The organism is Acidovorax sp., assembly GCF_022763525.1.
In the GTDB taxonomy this organism is placed as follows: Bacteria; Pseudomonadota; Gammaproteobacteria; order Burkholderiales; family Burkholderiaceae_C; genus Acidovorax.
Map to the genome: position 1 here is coordinate 1 of NZ_JALEGG010000135.1, position 15,028 is coordinate 15,028.

A 15,028-nucleotide genomic window follows, 5' to 3' on the forward strand; every position below is an offset into this window, starting at 1 on the left:
AACCCAGCCCGCATCGCACCACGACGACACCAGCTCCAGCGCTTCGTCGCTGGCCCGCGCGAGCTCGCGCGCCGTCAATTGCCGCTCGTCGGCCAGGCGCCGCATCAACGTTGCGTCGCGGCCGGCAGCGCGGTAACTTTCGCCATTGATGAAGACGTGATGAGCGTCATACATCATGCGGCTGCGGCGATCCAGGCGCACCCCCTCCAGCATGCCACCTGCCTCGCCGGGCTCGAACCAGACATTCGATTTGGGCTCAGTCAGGTATTCACCCAGCGCGCGTTCCAATACCAAGGGTTGCATGAGCGCACGGTGGAGCGCATCGCGCGCGAAGTCCTGCAGCGCGGGGGGAATGGCCGCAGGTTGAGCGACGGCTTCCTGGCGCGCATCGCGGTACAGCAGCGGCTTGTTGTCCTCATCGGCGGCATCTTCGGCCGCACGCGCCAGCATCTCCTGCGCAAGTTCAGCCCGCGAGGGCACCTTGAACCCGATCGAATAGGTCATGCATTCGCCTTCGGCGATGCCGTCATGGGCGTAGCCGGGGGGCAGATAGAGCATGTCACCCGGCTCCAGCACATGCTCTTCCTCGGGTTCGAACTTGGCGAGTACCTTCAGCGGAATACCCTCACGCAGCGTCAACTCCTTCTGCCGCCCGATGCGCCAGCGCCGCTTGCCGTGCGCCTGCAGCAGAAATACGTCGTAGCTGTCGAAATGCGGACCCACGCCGCCCCGGTCCGAGGCGTAGCTGATCATCACGTCATCGAGCCGCGCCTCCGGCACAAACCGGAACTGCTGCATGAGCGCGTGCACCGCATCGTTGTGCAGATCCACCCCCTGCACGAGCAGGGTCCAGTCGGGCTGCTGCAACGGAGGTAGTGAGCGGCGGCTGAACGGGCCATGGCGTAACTTCCATACACCCTTGGCTGACTGCACCAGCCGGGACTCCACGCCCTCCTGCCCTGCCAGCGCAAACAACTCCGCCCTCAACACGGGCGGCGTAAACCCCGCAATGGCCTGACGCACCAGCAGCGGCTTTTTTTGCCAGTGGCGGCGCATGAACTGCGCGGGGCTCAAGCCGCCAAGCAGGGACAGAGATTGCTGGATATCCATGAAAAGATGCGCCCCTTTGCGGGGCCGTTGGTCAAACTGCGACAATTCTCCTATGGAAATTACCCAACAATGTGTGGTCGCTTTGACCTGGATCTTGAAAGACACGCTTGGCGAGGAACTGGACGTTCTCGATGAGCCCGTGGAATTCCTGGTAGGCGGCGACGACCTGCTGCCGCGCATCGAAGAGGCCCTGCAAGGGCACGGGCCCGGCGCCACGCTGGCGCTTCACCTGGAGCCCGAGGATGCGTTCGGCGATTTTGATGATCAGTTGCTGTTTCTCGAACCGCGAGCGCTTTTCCCGGCAGAGATAGAAGAAGGAATGACCTTCGAGGGGACGGCTCTGCCCGAAGGCTGCAACCCCGACGCGCCGCGGACCGCACTCTATACCGTGGCGGAGATCTACCCCGACCACCTTGTTCTGGACGGCAACCATCCCCTCGCCGGCATTGCGCTGCGGCTTCAGCTGACGGTCCAATCCGTGCGCGAAGCAACCGAAGAGGAAATTGGCCGGGGCAGCGCCGGTACGGGCTTTTTCCGCGTGCAGCCGCAAGCCCCGGGTAACAACTTGCTGCACTGAAGACGCGGAAGCGGGGGGGACCCCGCCGGTTTGGCCATCATGCAGCTGCGGCCCAGCCGTGTCGCCGGGCCACCCTGGCTGCATTACATGCGAGAGATCTGGCCGTTGTAGAGCCGCACGCGATCCCCGATTCTCAGATCGCCCGGGGTGGGCACGTCATAGACGCGGTGACCGCCATGGTCGAGCTGGACCGACAGGCGGTAGCCCTGCACCTCCTGGCTGTTGTTGCGGCCCTCGATGGCGTTTCCAGCCACCGCGCCGCCCAGGATGCCCACACCTGTCGCAGCAGCGCGACCTGAGCCCTTGCCCACCTGGTTGCCCAGCACACCGCCCACGACGGCGCCGATCACAGCACCTGCGCCGGAGGTCTGCGCGCGGCCCTGCAGCACTTCGATGTTGGATACCCGGCCATATTCGGTACCAGCCGGGCTGTTGGGGTAGGCAGGCGCAGTCTGGTACCCACCACCAGACACACCGCCCGAGTAATAGGGCTGGGGCGCCGATCGGTTGTGTCCGCAAGCGGCCAGCGAGCCAACAAGGATGAGAGCGCCAGCGATGGCAGCGGGGCGACGGATTTGCAGCATGTTCAATCTCCTAGAGTCAAAAGGCTGGCGCATGGCCGACCGAAGGGAATAGATATCCGGTCTGGAAAGCCTGAATGCGCATGGCTTGATTGAAACAACGCCGCAGGGCCTCAGGCCGTAGACAGCGGGGCTGACGTCTGGTCGGTAACAGCGCCTACCAAACGTAAGCCATGTCCGACACGTCTACCTGCGGACTGCGCTATCAACCTTTGCCGGTCGAGCCGTAGCCGCCCTCGCCCCGCTCTGTCGCAGGAAACTCCGACACCACATTGAACTGCGCCTGCACCACGGGAACAATCACCAACTGCGCAAGACGCTCCATCGGTTCCAGCGTGAACGCAGTGGGGCTGCGATTCCATGCGCTCACCATGAGTTGCCCCTGGTAGTCGCTGTCGATCAATCCCACAAGGTTGCCCAGCACGATGCCATGCTTGTGGCCCAGACCGGACCGCGGCAGTATCAGCGCAGCGTACCCGGGGTCTTTGAGGTAGACGGCAATCCCCGTCGGCACCAGATGCCAGGCATTGGGCTGCAAGGTCAGCGGCGCATCCAGACAGGCCCGCAGGTCCAACCCGGCACTGCCCGGCGTGGCGTAGGTGGGCAATTGGTCCGCCATGCGCGGATCCAGAATCTTCACATCAATCTTCACTGCGACTTCTTCTTTCCTGTGGTGCGCTGCTGGGCCAACTGCCGCAGTCGCTCTTGCAAGGGCTCGACACCATGCGCCGCCCCGCCGGCTGCGGATGATAGGACCTTTGGAGCCGCCGCCAGCAGCGCGCCCAACCCCCACCACGCGGCGCCCATGAGCACCAGGGCCGACAGCGCCCCCCAGCCGAACACAAAAAGCGCGATACCGTGCAACGCGATCAACACCAGAAGCACCACGCGTACCGGACGCAACATTCCCACCCACGGTAGCACCACCTGCGCGAGGTCTGGCGGCACCGCGGGCGATGCCCGGTTGGCAGCGGCTGCCGGTTTGGCCCCGGAAGTTTTGGCGCTGAGCGATGGGGCTGGCCGGGCAACTCTTGCCGATGGAGCCGGGGAGGCAGTCAATTGCTCGACGTAGCGCGCAAAGTCGCCATCGGGCGGTGTATCCCATTCCGGCTTGGTAGCGCCAGTTTTCATACGGCCTCCCGAACAATCGGCATCAGGTTTTCAACGGGGCAAGCGGCTTGCGATGTCTTCGATCAGCTGCTTCGCCAAGACACGCTTGGAAGCACGGGGTAGTTCGCGGTGGCCCTCAGAATCCACCAACAGCAAGGCATTGTCGTCCTGGCCAAAAGTGGCAGGGCCGATGTTGCCCACCAGCAGGGGCACTCCCTTGCGAACACGCTTAGCGGTGGCATGGGCAAGCAGGTCATGGCTCTCAGCCGCAAACCCCACGCAGAACAGATGGCCCTCAAGGGCTTGACGCGACTTGGCTGCCGCAGCCAGGATGTCCGGGTTCTCTACAAAGGCCAGCGTGGGCGCGTCGCCCGAGCCATCCTTTTTGATCTTTTGCGACGATGCGTGGGCGGGCCGCCAGTCGGCGACCGCAGCCGTGGCGATAAAGACGGAAGCGGATTGCAGATGCCGCTCCACCGCCGCCTGCATCTCCAGGGCCGATTGCACATTCACCCGTTGCACACCGCGGGGCGTGGGCACATGCACCGGCCCCGCAACCACGGTGACATCCGCTCCCGCTTCGCGCGCCGCGCGCGCAATTGCGAACCCCATTTTCCCGCTGGAAAGATTGGTGATCCCACGCACCGGATCCAAGGCTTCGAAGGTCGGCCCCGCGGTGATCAGCACCTTGCGGCCCGCCAGCACCTTGGGTGCGAAGAAAGCGACCAGCTCCTCGACCAGCTCTTCGGGCTCCAGCATGCGCCCATCGCCCGTCTCGCCGCAAGCCTGGTCGCCGCTACCCACCCCGAGGATCACCGCGCCATCCTGCGCCACTTGAACCAGGTTGCGCTGGGTGGCGGGGTGCGCCCACATTTCGCGGTTCATGGCAGGGGCAAGCAGCAAAGGCACGCGCTGCAGAGGTCGAGCGAGACACAGAAGGCTCAGCAGCTCATCCGCCCGCCCCTGTACGAGGCGCGCGATGAAGTCGGCGCTGCAAGGCGCAACCAGGATGGCATCCGCCTCGCGGCTGAGGTTGATGTGGGGCATGTTGTTGGGCTCGCGCGCGTCCCACTGCGAGCCGTACACCGTTCGCCCCGACAACGCCTGCATGGTGACAGGCGTGATGAACTGTTCGGCTGCCTGCGTCATGACCACCTGCACGGTGGCCCCTTCCTTGATCAGTTGGCGGCACAGCTCGGCGGCCTTGTAGCACGCAACGCCTCCACTCAGGCCCAAAACAATGTGTTTGCCAGCAAGCTCGTTCATGGGCGCAATTTAGCAGACGCGCTGCGCTGCCCAAGCCGGGGCGCAAATGGCCGCCATCTATAATCCCAATTTCCCACCACCAAAAAAGACATGACCAAATTTGTCTTCGTCACCGGCGGTGTGGTGTCTTCCCTCGGTAAGGGAATCGCCTCAGCCTCCCTTGCCGCGATCCTCGAATCGCGGGGACTCAAAGTCACCCTCATCAAGCTAGACCCCTACATCAACGTAGACCCGGGCACCATGTCGCCATTTCAGCACGGCGAGGTGTTCGTGACCGATGACGGCGCAGAGACCGACCTGGACCTGGGCCACTACGAGCGTTTCATCGAAACGCGCATGAAGAAGACCAACAACTTCACCACGGGCAAGATCTACCAGTCCGTGCTGGAGAAGGAACGCCGCGGCGACTACCTGGGCAAGACCGTGCAGGTCATTCCGCACGTCACCAACGAAATCCAGGAATTCATCAAACGCGGCGCCGGCATCGGCACACCCGATGCCGTGGACGTGGCCATCGTCGAGATCGGCGGCACGGTGGGCGACATTGAATCGCTGCCCTTCCTCGAAGCCGTGCGCCAGATGAGCCTGCGCATGGGCCCGAACAACGCGGCCTTCGTGCACCTGACCTACCTGCCCTGGATTGCGGCAGCGGGCGAACTCAAGACCAAGCCCACCCAGCACACGGTGCAAAAGCTGCGCGAGATCGGCATCCAGGCCGACGCGCTGCTGTGCCGCGCAGACCGCCGCATCCCTGAAGAAGAGCGCGCCAAGATCTCGCTGTTCACCAACGTGCCCGAATGGGGCGTGATCAGCATGTGGGACGTGGACACCATCTACAAGGTGCCCCGCATGCTGCACGAGCAGGGGCTGGACGGCCTGATCTGCGACAAGCTGCGCCTGAACACGCCGCCCACCAGCCTCAAGCGCTGGGACGACCTGGTGCACGAGACCGAGCATCCGCAAGGCGAAGTCACTATCGCCATGGTGGGCAAGTACGTGGACCTGTCGGACAGCTACAAATCGGTCAACGAGGCTTTGCGCCACGCGGGCATGCGCAACCATGTGCGCGTGAAGATCGATCACGTCGACTCGGAAACGATTGACAGCACGGATGCGGCTGCCAAGCTCGCCAAGTACGACGCCATCCTGGTGCCCGGCGGCTTCGGCGTGCGCGGCGTGGAGGGCAAGATCGCCACGGCCCAGTTCGCCCGCGAACGCAAGGTGCCCTACCTGGGCATCTGCCTGGGCATGCAGGTGGCCACCATCGAGTACGCCCGCCATGTGGCAGGCCTCGCCAACGCGAACAGCACCGAGTTCGACCCCACCACGCCCCACCCCGTGATCGCGCTGATCACCGAGTGGAAGGACGCCGACGGCACCATCAAGACCCGCGACGAGAACTCCGACCTGGGCGGCACCATGCGCCTGGGCGCGCAGAGTTCCGACGTATCGGCTGGCACGCTGGCCCACACCATCTACGGCGACGTGGTGACCGAGCGCCACCGCCACCGCTACGAAGCCAACGTGAACTACCTGGACCAGCTGCGCAAGGCGGGCCTCGTGATCTCGGCGCTCACGCAGCGCGAGCAGCTCACCGAGATCGTGGAGCTGCCGCAAAACGTCCACCCCTGGTTCATCGGCGTGCAGTTCCACCCCGAGTTCAAGTCCACGCCCTGGAACGGCCACCCGCTGTTCAACGCCTTCATCAAGGCGGCGGTGGAACACCAGAAGCAAGCGGCGAAAGCCTGACCGGAAGGAGCCCCCATGCAGCTGTGCGGATTCAACGTCGGCCTGGACCAGCGCTTTTTTCTGATCGCGGGCACCTGCTCCATTGAAGGCCTGGAAATGTCGCTCGACGTCGCTGGCCAGCTCAAGGAAGCCTGTGCCCCACTGGGCATTCCGCTGATCTACAAGGGCTCCTTTGACAAGGCCAACCGATCGTCTGGCACCAGCAAGCGCGGCGTGGGGCTGGATGCCGGCCTGAAGATCCTCGATGAAGTGCGCCGCCAGCTGCAACTACCCATCCTGACCGACGTGCACGACACCTCGCATGTGGCCGAGGTGGCCAGCGTGGTGGATGTGCTGCAGACGCCCGCCTTCCTGTGCCGCCAGACGGATTTCATCCGCGCCGTGGCGCAAAGCGGCAAGCCGGTGAACATCAAGAAGGGCCAGTTCCTTGCGCCCTGGGACATGAAAAACGTGATCGACAAGGCCCGGTCGGCAGCGGCCGAAGTCGGCCTGTCGCAAGACCGGTTTCTGGCCTGCGAGCGCGGTGTGAGCTTTGGCTACAACAACCTCGTGGCCGACATGACCAGCCTGGCCGAGATGCGCAACTCCGGCGCACCCGTGGTGTTCGACGTGACCCACTCGGTGCAGAAGCCCGGGGGCCTGGGCGCCGTGAGCGGCGGTGCGCGCGAGATGGTGCCCGTGCTGGCGCGTGCCGGTGTGGCCGTGGGCGTGGCGGGCCTGTTCATGGAAACCCACCCCCGCCCTGCCGAGGCCTGGTCGGACGGCCCCAACGCCGTGCCGCTCAAGCACATGAAGGCCCTGCTGGAAACCTTGGTGGCGCTCGACGACATCACCAAGAAAAACGGATTCCTCGAAAACAACTTTGGAGCCTGAAGACATCATGAGCAGTGGTTACGTCATCGCATCCGTCACCGTCACCAACCCCGAGCAGTACGAGGAGTACAAGAAGTGGAGCACCCTGGCCATGCAGGCCCACGGCGCCGAGGTGTGCATCCGTGGCGGCAAGGTGGAGGTGCTGGAAGGCGACTGGAATCCCGGCCGCACCGTGCTGCTCAAGTTCCCGAGCTTCGAGGCCGCCCGCGCGTTCTACGACACGCCCGAATACCAGAAAGCCAAGGCGGCCCGCGAAGGTGCGGCCATCATGCGCATGGTGTGTGTGGAAGGCGTGTGACCGCACTGGGCTTGATCACCGCGATTGCTCACTAATTGATAGCTGGCAGCGCTTTCCGAATAAGCGCTGGAGCCCGATTTGATTTAAAACTCTGTCAAAGGAAAACCATGAGTGCCATCGTAGACATCGTCGGCCGCGAAGTGCTGGACAGCCGCGGCAACCCCACCGTCGAATGCGACGTGCTGCTCGAATCGGGCGTGATGGGCCGTGCCGCCGTGCCCTCGGGCGCGTCCACCGGCAGCCGCGAAGCCATTGAAATGCGTGACGGCGACAAGGGCCGCTACCTGGGCAAGGGCGTGCTCAAGGCCGTGGAACATATCAACACCGAAATCTCCGAGGCCGTGCTGGGCCTCGACGCCTCCGAGCAGGCCTTCCTGGACAAGACGCTGATCGACCTGGACGGCACCGAGAACAAGAGCCGCCTGGGCGCCAATGCCATGCTGGCCGTCTCCATGGCCGTGGCCCGCGCCGCCGCCGAAGAGTCCGGCCTGCCCCTGTACCGCTACCTGGGCGGCATGGGCAGCGTGCAGCTGCCCGTGCCCATGATGAACGTGATCAACGGCGGCGCGCACGCCAACAACAGCCTGGACCTGCAGGAGTTCATGATCATCCCCGTGGGCGCGCCATCTTTCCGCGAAGCCGTGCGCTGGGGCGCCGAGGTGTTCCATGCCCTCAAGAAGATCATCCACGACAAAGGCATGAGCACTGCCGTGGGCGACGAGGGCGGCTTTGCCCCCAGCGTCGAGAACCACGAAGCAGCCATTCAGCTGATCCTGCAGGCCATCGACGCTGCAGGCTACACCGCAGGCGAACAGATCGCACTGGGCCTGGACTGCGCCGCCAGCGAGTTCTACAAGGACGGCATGTACGTGCTTGAAGGCGAAGGGGGCATCAAGCTCACCGCCCAGCAATGGACCGACATGCTGGCCACGTGGGTGGACAAATACCCGATCATCAGCATCGAAGACGGCATGCACGAGGGCGACTGGGACGGCTGGAAGATCCTCACCGAGCGTTTGGGCGGCAAGGTGCAGCTGGTGGGCGACGACCTGTTCGTGACCAACACCAAGATCCTGAAGGAAGGCATCGACAAGCGCATCGCCAACTCGATCCTCATCAAGATCAACCAGATCGGCACGCTGACCGAAACGTTTGCCGCCATTGAGATGGCCAAGCGCGCCGGCTACACCGCCGTGATCTCGCACCGCTCGGGCGAGACAGAAGACAGCACCATTGCCGACATCTCGGTGGGCACCAACGCCGGCCAGATCAAGACCGGCTCGCTGTCGCGCTCGGACCGCATCGCCAAGTACAACCAGCTGCTGCGCATCGAGGAAGATCTGGGCGAAATCGCCGAGTACCCCGGCCGTGCTGCGTTCTACAACCTGAAATGAAGCTCCCCCTGAGCCGCTTCGCGTCTTCCCCCTTTCCTGCGGGAGGGGGGCGCATCCAGTGGCCCGGCCAAGCCGGTTCCACGGGTGCGCTGATCTGGAGCGCGCCCAGGGTGTCCGTTGCGCCCCTTCGCGCAAATAGTGGGCTGTACCGCCCTGGCGGCCCGGCCGCGCCCCATAGCCCCACCGCCTGAGCATGGGTTCACGCATCGTGCCCGTCATCCTGCTGGCCTTGCTGGCTGCCCTGCACGCCCAGCTCTGGCTGGGACGCGGCAGCGTGCCGCGCGTCAACGAGATGCAACGCCAGATCGAGGTGCAGAAAGCGGCCAACGACCAGGCCCGGCTAGTCAATGAACGCCTCACCTCCGAGGTGCAGGATCTCAAGGAAGGGCTCGACATGGTGGAAGAAAAAGCACGCAGCGAGCTTGGCATGGTCAAGCCCAACGAGGTCTACGTTCAGTTCACGCCGCGTTGAGCGGCTTTTTTTTTTGCCGCTGACCAACCCATGCAGTCTGCAATGGCCCCCACCGTTCTCTTGCTCGGCGTGCACGGCACGGGCGCGACGGCCCTTGCCAAGGCGCTGCAAGACCGGCTGGCCTCCTTCGGCATCACGGTGCTGGCCTGGGAAGCTGTCGGCGGCCGCGAGGCCGACGTGGGCCTTGCCCTCCAGGCCGCCAGTACGGCCGAACTGACCTTGCTGATGGGTTTGGACGTGCCCTGCCCGGCCGAACTCCGCCCCACCCTTGAAGCAGCGGACGCCCGGCTGCGAGCCGCCCTGGGGGCTGCCGGCAAGAGCTATCGGGTGGTGTACGGAAGTGCGGACACCCGCCTCGCCAACGCGCTGCAGGCGTTGCTCACTATCAAAACCATAGCTGCTAGCGCTGAAGAATCGGGCGCTACAGGCCTTTTTGGCTTGGACATTTCCCGCCGGGTAGAACGCCCCGCCCGGCTACGGACCTGGAACTGCGAGAAGTGCAGCGACCCCGAATGCGAACACCGCCTGTTCACGGCCTTGGTGGGCGGCAAAGAAGGTGCACGCGACCCCGCCTGAGCGCCCGATGCCATGCATTGGCGGGACACCGGCTCAGGCCGCCGGCAAGCCGCGCTTGAGCTCCTTGAGCAACAACACCACTTGGCTGGAGCCGTAGCGGTAGCCCCCGTTGAGCACCTGCACCGCCTTGTTCCATTCGCCCAGCTGGGCCCATTCCACCAGTTGCGCCGCCTGTTCGTGGAAGAACTCGTGCCGCGCCAGCAGCACGCCGTAGGCTGGCTGGTGGCCCAGCAGATCGCGCCCCACGCCGTGCAACCAGCGCCCCAGGGTGCTGCGCTCGCCCCGGCGTACTTCGGCCGGGTCCAGGCCGCGGCGGGTGCGGCCTTCCAGATAGTCCAGCAGATGGGTTTTCCAGCGCTCGTGCGCATTGATGGCGGCGTCGATGTCCAGCGCAGCCAGAAGCGTGCTGTCGGCACTCCAGGCGTCGCGCGTGCTATCGGACAGCTCCATCCCGGGCGGCTCGGGTACGGCCTGCGCCTGTCTGCCACGGCCCGGCCACACGCGTCGAAGAAGAAAATCCATGGCCTTCTCTTGAATCCTGCGTTGACTCCAAGGCTCCCGCCAGGCGCAGTGCCCCGGGGCCTTGGGAAACGAGAAGCTTAAGAGCGCCAGGAGGCGGCAATTGTCAACGATGTTCAGCACTGCAAGGCGCCGGGGTCCATCCCGGGCCGGACCGAACCCGCCTGCGGCTACTGCAGGCCGCTGGGCCCTGGCGGCTGGCTGGCCGTGGCGGGCACAAAGATTTGCGCAGCATCCACCGCGTCGAAGCGGTATTGCTGGCCACAAAACTCGCAGCCCACTTCGATGTGCTCCTGTTCGGCCAGGATGCTCTCAGCCTCGTCAGCCCCCAGGTTGCGCAGCATGTTGCTCACACGCTCGCGGCTGCAGGTGCACGCAAAGCGCGGGCCGCTGGCACCCAGCTGGGGGGCAAAACGCAGCAGCTTTTCTTCCCAGAAGAGCCGGCGCAGGATGGTGTCCACATCCAGGCTCAGCAGTTCCTCGCGCGTCAGGCTGGCTGCCAGGTGCGCGATGCGGTTGTAGTCCTCGTTGTGGCCAATCTGGTCTTCGTTCTCGCGGTGCGAGAGCCCCGCGGCCAGGTTGCCTTCGCCCTTGATCGGCATGCGCTGGATCAAAAGGCCCGCGGCCACCTGCTCATTGGCGCCCAGCACCAGGATGGTGTCGAGCTGCTCGGACTGCAGCATGTAGTGCTGAAGCACGTCCGACAGGCGTTCGAGCTTTTCGTGCCGGTCACCATGCAGCGGCACCACGCCCTGGTAAGGCTGCTGGCCGGGGAGCCGGTCCTTGGGGTCCAGCGTGATGGCGCAGCGGCCGCTGCCGCCCACGTTCACCATCTGGCTCAAGCGCGCGCCCTCCGGCACCTCTCCATTGACGGTGGCGGTGGCACGCAGGCTCAAATCCGACTGCACTTCGGCCACGGCCAGCTTCACCGGCCCATCGCCGAACACCTGCAGCACCAGCGCGCCGTTGAACTTGATGTTGGACTGCATCAACACGCCCGCGGCCGCCATTTCCCCCAGCAGCTCGCTCACGGGCGGGGGGTAGGCGCCGGTGGTGGTGTTGCTGGCGCGGCGCCGCAGGATCTCGGTCCAGGCGTCGGTCAGGCGCACGATCATGCCGCGCACGGGCAGGCCGTCAAAAAGAAACTTGTGGAGTTCAGACACGCAAAGGATTCCAGATAGATAACGTCGGCCTCAGCCGATCTTGTGCAGGCCGGTTTGAAAGCGGCGCGCGTTGTCAATGTAGTGGTGGGCGCTCTGGCGCAGGCCCTCGATCTGCTCGGGGGTGAGCGAACGCACGGCCTTGGCCGGGCTGCCGATGATCATCGAACCGTCGGGAAACTCCTTGCCCTCCGTCACCAGCGCGCCCGCGCCCACCAGGCAGTTCTTGCCGATCCGCGCGCCGTTGAGCACCACTGCACCGATGCCGATGAGCGACTCGTCGCCGATGGTGCAGCCATGCAGCATGACTTGGTGGCCCACCGTGACCCGCTCGCCCACCACCAAAGGTTGCCCGATGTCGGCGTGCAGCACGCTGGCGTCCTGGATGTTGGAGCCCGCACCGATGGTGATGCTCTCGGTGTCGCCACGGATCACCGCGCCAAACCACACGCTGGTGTCATCGCCCAGCACCACGTTGCCCATGACCTGTGCACTGTCGGCCACCCAGGCCGATGCCGCCAGTTGCGGCGCCACGCCGTCGAGTTCGTAAATCGCCATGCAAGAGTCTCCAAGAGGGGTGGGCCGGCCCGGCCGCGTTGTGTTCTGTGCCCGCCCACTCCCTTTTCGGCGTTACAAACACATGTGCAGGGGGCGTGGTGGCAAGGCCTAGAATTGTAAGGATGGAGCTTCGCCAACGTGCATTGCAGGTCTTGTGCCTTGCCGACCCTGAACAAAAAGCGGCCGCGGCGCTGGACCTGCACGCGCAGGCAGCTACGCTTTCAATAGCACAAAAGCCCCCCGCCCTGCCGCCGGACGCCCCCGCCCTGCCCGGCCACCCAGAGCGCCCCGTGCTGCTGCGCCACACCGACGTGGCCCGCCGCTCGCCCGCCACGGCCCAGGGGCGCGCCGTTCTCATCCACGCCATCGCGCACATCGAGTTCAACGCCATCAACCTGGCCCTGGACGCCGTGTGGCGCTTTGACGGCATGCCGCGCGCCTACTACCTCGACTGGACGCTGGTGGCGGCGGAGGAAGCGCGCCATTTCAGGCTGCTGCGCGACCACCTGCGCGCACAAGGTCACGACTACGGCGATTTCCCGGCCCACCAGGGGCTGTGGGCGATGTGCGAGAAGACCGAGCACGACGTCCTGGCCCGCATGGCACTGGTCCCCCGCACGATGGAAGCACGGGGGCTGGACGCCACGCCGCAGATCCAGGCCAAGCTGCGTCAGGTGGGCACGCCCGATGCGCTGGCCGCGGTCGCCATTCTCGACATCATCCTGCGTGACGAAGTGGGCCATGTGGCCATCGGCAACCACTGGTACCGCTGGCTTTGCGAACGCGATGGCCTGGACGCTGAAACGCACTACGGCACGCTGGCCCGGCAGTACGAGGCCCCGCGCCTGAGGCCTCCCTTCAACGAATCCGCACGCCGCCGCGCCGGTTTTACCGATGCAGAACTGCGCTGGCTGCAGCAAGTCTGATCGACGACCGGGCACGGAGATACCATGGCTCCTACAATCGCGCCGCCTGCAGCCACGCACGGTTGCTCCTTTGGCTGCCCGCCACTACCCGAACCCAGACCATGACCTCACTTTCCATCTCCGGGACACCCCCCGCACCGGCCCCTGGCAACCAGTCTTCGGTGGCCATGATTGCCCGGCAGGCCATCGTCAATGCGCAGCAGGTCGTGGTTGGCTACGAGCTGTTCAACCGCTCGCGCAGCGGCGCGGCGCACACGGCGGCCACCGATGTCATCCTGGTCTTCACGGCGCTCTCGCATGCGGGCACCGAAGAGCTGGTGGGCAAAAAGCTCATCTTCGTCAACTGCACCCACGAGAGCCTCAGCGGCGGGCATCTGGAACTGGTGGATCCGGACAAGGTGGTGCTGGAGATTCCCCCGCTGGGCCACACGGCCGCCGAGGAGGTGGCCACGCGCATGCCCATCCTGGCAGAGCTGCGTGAACGAGGCTTTCACCTGGCGTTCAACCACACGGTGCTGCAGTCGGCCTACGCGCCCTGGCTGCCGCTGGCCGACTACATCAAGCTCGACCTGTCGGTGCTCGCGCCAGACCAGCTGGCCGTGCTGATCAGCTATGCGGGGCGCCACTCCAAGGCCGAGCTGATCGCGGAAAAGGTCGAGACCGCCCAGCAGTACGACATGGTCTCCAGCCAGGGGGTGCAAATGTTCCAGGGCTACTGGTTCGCACGCCCGGCGCTGGTCGAAGCCAAGCTGCTCACCCCCGCCCAGGCCAGCATCATTGAACTCATCAACCAGGTGCGCAAACAGGCGAGCACCGACGAGATCGAAGACACCCTCAAGAAAGATGCGGGGCTGGCGTTCAACCTCATGCGCCTCATCAATTCCGCCGGGTTTGGACTCACGCGCGAGATCACGTCTTTCCGGCAGGCCGTGATGCTCATGGGCCTGAAAAAACTGTTCCGCTGGGCCGCATTGCTGCTCACGGCTTCGCGCACCAGCGGAACGCCGTCTTCCGTGGGGCAGACGGCGGTGGTGCGCGGGCGGCTGATGGAGCTGCTCGCCCTCGAGACGCTGCCACCCGAAGAGGCCGATCAGGCGTTCGTGGTGGGCATCTTTTCGCTGCTGGACGTGATGCTGTCCATGCCGATGGAGTCCGCCATCGGGCTGCTCAACGTACCGCCGCCTGTGGCCGCCGCGCTGCTGCGCCGCGAGGGGTTCCTGGGCGACCTGCTGACGCTGGCCGAGGCGTGCGAGTCCAGCGACGATGCGACGTTTGACCGCGCTGCCGGCCTGCTGCACCTGACGAGCCAGCAAATCAACCTGGCGCACCTGCAGGCGCTGGCCTGGGCGGACCACATCGACGTCGCCGACTAAGGCCACAGGCACCTAGGGGCAGGCAAATCGTCCGCCCCGCTGTGAGCGGGACTGCTGAGCGGGTCTAGAATCAAGAAGGGCTCACGAGCCCAACACACAGCACTTCACCATCGCGGACACATGCCGACCACACCCGAACAAGACGCCCCTGAAGTTGCCTCGCCTGCGGTTGCCCCCGTGGACGAAAACCTGGCCATCATCGCGCGCCAAGCCATCGTTGATGAAACCCGCGCGGTTTATGGCTACGAGCTGTTTGACCGCTCCACCGCTTCCGACGCCCACACGGCGGCCAGCGACGCTGCGCTGCTGTTCAATGCCCTGTCTTATGCCGGCACCGAGGCGCTGGTGGGCAAGAAGACGGTGTTCATCAACTGCACGCACGACAGCCTCTCCGGCGGCCATCTGGAATTGATCCACCCCGAAAAGGTGGTGCTGGAAATCCCCCCCCTGCCCGACGGCGCCACCGCCGAAGAGATCGAAGGCCGC

Annotated in this window: 17 protein-coding genes and 1 pseudogene; 10 read left to right on the top strand and 8 right to left on the bottom strand. The window is 65.0% G+C overall.

Going from position 1 to position 15,028, the window contains the following annotated elements:
* A partial coding sequence (locus MRY84_RS10375) for a cupin domain-containing protein (protein ID WP_291505654.1) occupies positions 1 to 1,110 on the bottom strand: 1,110 nt, incomplete at its 3' end.
* Positions 1,111 to 1,162: 52 nt separating this feature from the next.
* Here MRY84_RS10375 and MRY84_RS10380 point away from each other — a divergent pair.
* Complete coding sequence (locus tag MRY84_RS10380) at positions 1,163 to 1,687, top strand: peptidylprolyl isomerase (protein WP_291505655.1); 525 nt, start codon at positions 1,163 to 1,165, stop codon at positions 1,685 to 1,687.
* A gap of 83 nt (positions 1,688 to 1,770) precedes the next feature.
* Here the strand turns inward: MRY84_RS10380 and MRY84_RS10385 are convergent, their stop codons facing one another.
* The 4 genes from MRY84_RS10385 to coaBC all read right to left on the bottom strand — a co-directional run bounded on the left by MRY84_RS10385 (position 1,771) and on the right by coaBC (position 4,644).
* Positions 1,771 to 2,271, bottom strand: a complete 501-nt coding sequence (locus MRY84_RS10385) for a glycine zipper 2TM domain-containing protein (protein ID WP_291505656.1) — start codon at positions 2,269 to 2,271, stop codon at positions 1,771 to 1,773.
* A 202-nt stretch (positions 2,272 to 2,473) separates the two neighbouring features.
* Positions 2,474 to 2,920 (bottom strand): dUTP diphosphatase, encoded by a 447-nt coding sequence (dut, locus tag MRY84_RS10390; RefSeq protein ID WP_291505657.1) that lies wholly within the window; start codon positions 2,918 to 2,920, stop codon positions 2,474 to 2,476.
* On the bottom strand, positions 2,917 to 3,399 hold the full coding sequence (locus MRY84_RS10395) for a hypothetical protein (protein WP_291505658.1): 483 nt from the start codon (positions 3,397 to 3,399) through the stop codon (positions 2,917 to 2,919). Before MRY84_RS10395 ends, dut begins: the two co-directional genes overlap by 4 nt.
* 30 nt (positions 3,400 to 3,429) lie before the next feature.
* Complete coding sequence (gene coaBC, locus MRY84_RS10400) at positions 3,430 to 4,644, bottom strand: bifunctional phosphopantothenoylcysteine decarboxylase/phosphopantothenate--cysteine ligase CoaBC (protein WP_291505659.1); 1,215 nt, start codon at positions 4,642 to 4,644, stop codon at positions 3,430 to 3,432.
* 90 nt (positions 4,645 to 4,734) lie between these two features.
* On the opposite strand from coaBC, the gene MRY84_RS10405 reads away from it, so the two are divergent.
* From MRY84_RS10405 to MRY84_RS10430, 6 genes are all read left to right on the top strand, one after another.
* Positions 4,735 to 6,393, top strand: a complete 1,659-nt coding sequence (locus tag MRY84_RS10405) for a CTP synthase (RefSeq protein ID WP_291505660.1) — start codon at positions 4,735 to 4,737, stop codon at positions 6,391 to 6,393.
* Between the two features lie 15 nt (positions 6,394 to 6,408).
* A complete protein-coding gene (gene kdsA / locus MRY84_RS10410; RefSeq protein WP_291505661.1) occupies positions 6,409 to 7,266 on the top strand; it encodes a 3-deoxy-8-phosphooctulonate synthase in 858 nt (285 codons plus the stop codon).
* A gap of 7 nt (positions 7,267 to 7,273) precedes the next feature.
* Positions 7,274 to 7,564, top strand: a complete 291-nt coding sequence (locus tag MRY84_RS10415; RefSeq protein ID WP_056640013.1) for a DUF1330 domain-containing protein — start codon at positions 7,274 to 7,276, stop codon at positions 7,562 to 7,564.
* Positions 7,565 to 7,671: 107 nt separating this feature from the next.
* The gene (gene eno, locus MRY84_RS10420) at positions 7,672 to 8,958 is read left to right on the top strand and encodes a phosphopyruvate hydratase (RefSeq protein WP_291505662.1); all 1,287 of its coding nucleotides are present in this window, start codon (positions 7,672 to 7,674) and stop codon (positions 8,956 to 8,958) included.
* 193 nt (positions 8,959 to 9,151) lie between these two features.
* On the top strand, positions 9,152 to 9,430 hold the full coding sequence (locus MRY84_RS10425; protein WP_291505663.1) for a septum formation initiator family protein: 279 nt from the start codon (positions 9,152 to 9,154) through the stop codon (positions 9,428 to 9,430).
* Between the two features lie 42 nt (positions 9,431 to 9,472).
* On the top strand, positions 9,473 to 10,006 hold the full coding sequence (locus MRY84_RS10430) for a hypothetical protein (protein WP_291505664.1): 534 nt from the start codon (positions 9,473 to 9,475) through the stop codon (positions 10,004 to 10,006).
* Between the two features lie 33 nt (positions 10,007 to 10,039).
* Here the strand turns inward: MRY84_RS10430 and MRY84_RS10435 are convergent, their stop codons facing one another.
* From MRY84_RS10435 to MRY84_RS10445, 3 genes are all read right to left on the bottom strand, one after another.
* Positions 10,040 to 10,528 carry a CZB domain-containing protein gene (locus MRY84_RS10435; protein ID WP_291505665.1) on the bottom strand — a complete coding sequence of 163 codons (489 nt, stop codon included), beginning with the start codon at positions 10,526 to 10,528 and terminating at the stop codon, positions 10,040 to 10,042.
* A gap of 167 nt (positions 10,529 to 10,695) precedes the next feature.
* On the bottom strand, positions 10,696 to 11,688 hold the full coding sequence (locus MRY84_RS10440; RefSeq protein ID WP_291505666.1) for an Hsp33 family molecular chaperone HslO: 993 nt from the start codon (positions 11,686 to 11,688) through the stop codon (positions 10,696 to 10,698).
* Between the two features lie 30 nt (positions 11,689 to 11,718).
* Positions 11,719 to 12,243, bottom strand: coding sequence for a gamma carbonic anhydrase family protein (locus MRY84_RS10445; RefSeq protein ID WP_291505667.1), 525 nt, complete (start codon positions 12,241 to 12,243; stop codon positions 11,719 to 11,721).
* Between the two features lie 122 nt (positions 12,244 to 12,365).
* Here MRY84_RS10445 and MRY84_RS10450 point away from each other — a divergent pair, with 122 nt between their 5' ends.
* The 3 genes and pseudogenes from MRY84_RS10450 to MRY84_RS10460 all read left to right on the top strand — a co-directional run.
* Entirely contained in the window at positions 12,366 to 13,169 is an 804-nt protein-coding gene (locus MRY84_RS10450; protein WP_291505668.1) for a ferritin-like domain-containing protein, read from the top strand.
* 101 nt (positions 13,170 to 13,270) lie between these two features.
* On the top strand, positions 13,271 to 14,542 hold the full coding sequence (locus MRY84_RS10455) for an HDOD domain-containing protein (RefSeq protein ID WP_291505669.1): 1,272 nt from the start codon (positions 13,271 to 13,273) through the stop codon (positions 14,540 to 14,542).
* Between the two features lie 120 nt (positions 14,543 to 14,662).
* Positions 14,663 to 15,028: pseudogene (locus MRY84_RS10460) on the top strand (EAL domain-containing protein); the annotation flags it as partial.

What these genes read in the sequence shown, in the direction of transcription:
- kdsA (WP_291505661.1), top strand. Translation starts at nt 6,409, where the DNA reads ATGCAGCTGTGCGGATTCAACGTCGGCCTGGACCAGCGCTTTTTTCTG.
- MRY84_RS10450 (WP_291505668.1), top strand. Translation starts at nt 12,366, where the DNA reads ATGGAGCTTCGCCAACGTGCATTGCAGGTCTTGTGCCTTGCCGACCCT.
- MRY84_RS10415 (WP_056640013.1), top strand. Translation starts at nt 7,274, where the DNA reads ATGAGCAGTGGTTACGTCATCGCATCCGTCACCGTCACCAACCCCGAG.
- eno (WP_291505662.1), top strand. Translation starts at nt 7,672, where the DNA reads ATGAGTGCCATCGTAGACATCGTCGGCCGCGAAGTGCTGGACAGCCGC.
- MRY84_RS10430 (WP_291505664.1), top strand. Translation starts at nt 9,473, where the DNA reads ATGGCCCCCACCGTTCTCTTGCTCGGCGTGCACGGCACGGGCGCGACG.
- MRY84_RS10435 (WP_291505665.1), bottom strand. Translation starts at nt 10,528, where the DNA reads ATGGATTTTCTTCTTCGACGCGTGTGGCCGGGCCGTGGCAGACAGGCG.
- coaBC (WP_291505659.1), bottom strand. Translation starts at nt 4,644, where the DNA reads ATGAACGAGCTTGCTGGCAAACACATTGTTTTGGGCCTGAGTGGAGGC.
- MRY84_RS10385 (WP_291505656.1), bottom strand. Translation starts at nt 2,271, where the DNA reads ATGCTGCAAATCCGTCGCCCCGCTGCCATCGCTGGCGCTCTCATCCTT.
- MRY84_RS10455 (WP_291505669.1), top strand. Translation starts at nt 13,271, where the DNA reads ATGACCTCACTTTCCATCTCCGGGACACCCCCCGCACCGGCCCCTGGC.
- MRY84_RS10395 (WP_291505658.1), bottom strand. Translation starts at nt 3,399, where the DNA reads ATGAAAACTGGCGCTACCAAGCCGGAATGGGATACACCGCCCGATGGC.
- MRY84_RS10445 (WP_291505667.1), bottom strand. Translation starts at nt 12,243, where the DNA reads ATGGCGATTTACGAACTCGACGGCGTGGCGCCGCAACTGGCGGCATCG.
- MRY84_RS10380 (WP_291505655.1), top strand. Translation starts at nt 1,163, where the DNA reads ATGGAAATTACCCAACAATGTGTGGTCGCTTTGACCTGGATCTTGAAA.
- MRY84_RS10405 (WP_291505660.1), top strand. Translation starts at nt 4,735, where the DNA reads ATGACCAAATTTGTCTTCGTCACCGGCGGTGTGGTGTCTTCCCTCGGT.
- MRY84_RS10425 (WP_291505663.1), top strand. Translation starts at nt 9,152, where the DNA reads ATGGGTTCACGCATCGTGCCCGTCATCCTGCTGGCCTTGCTGGCTGCC.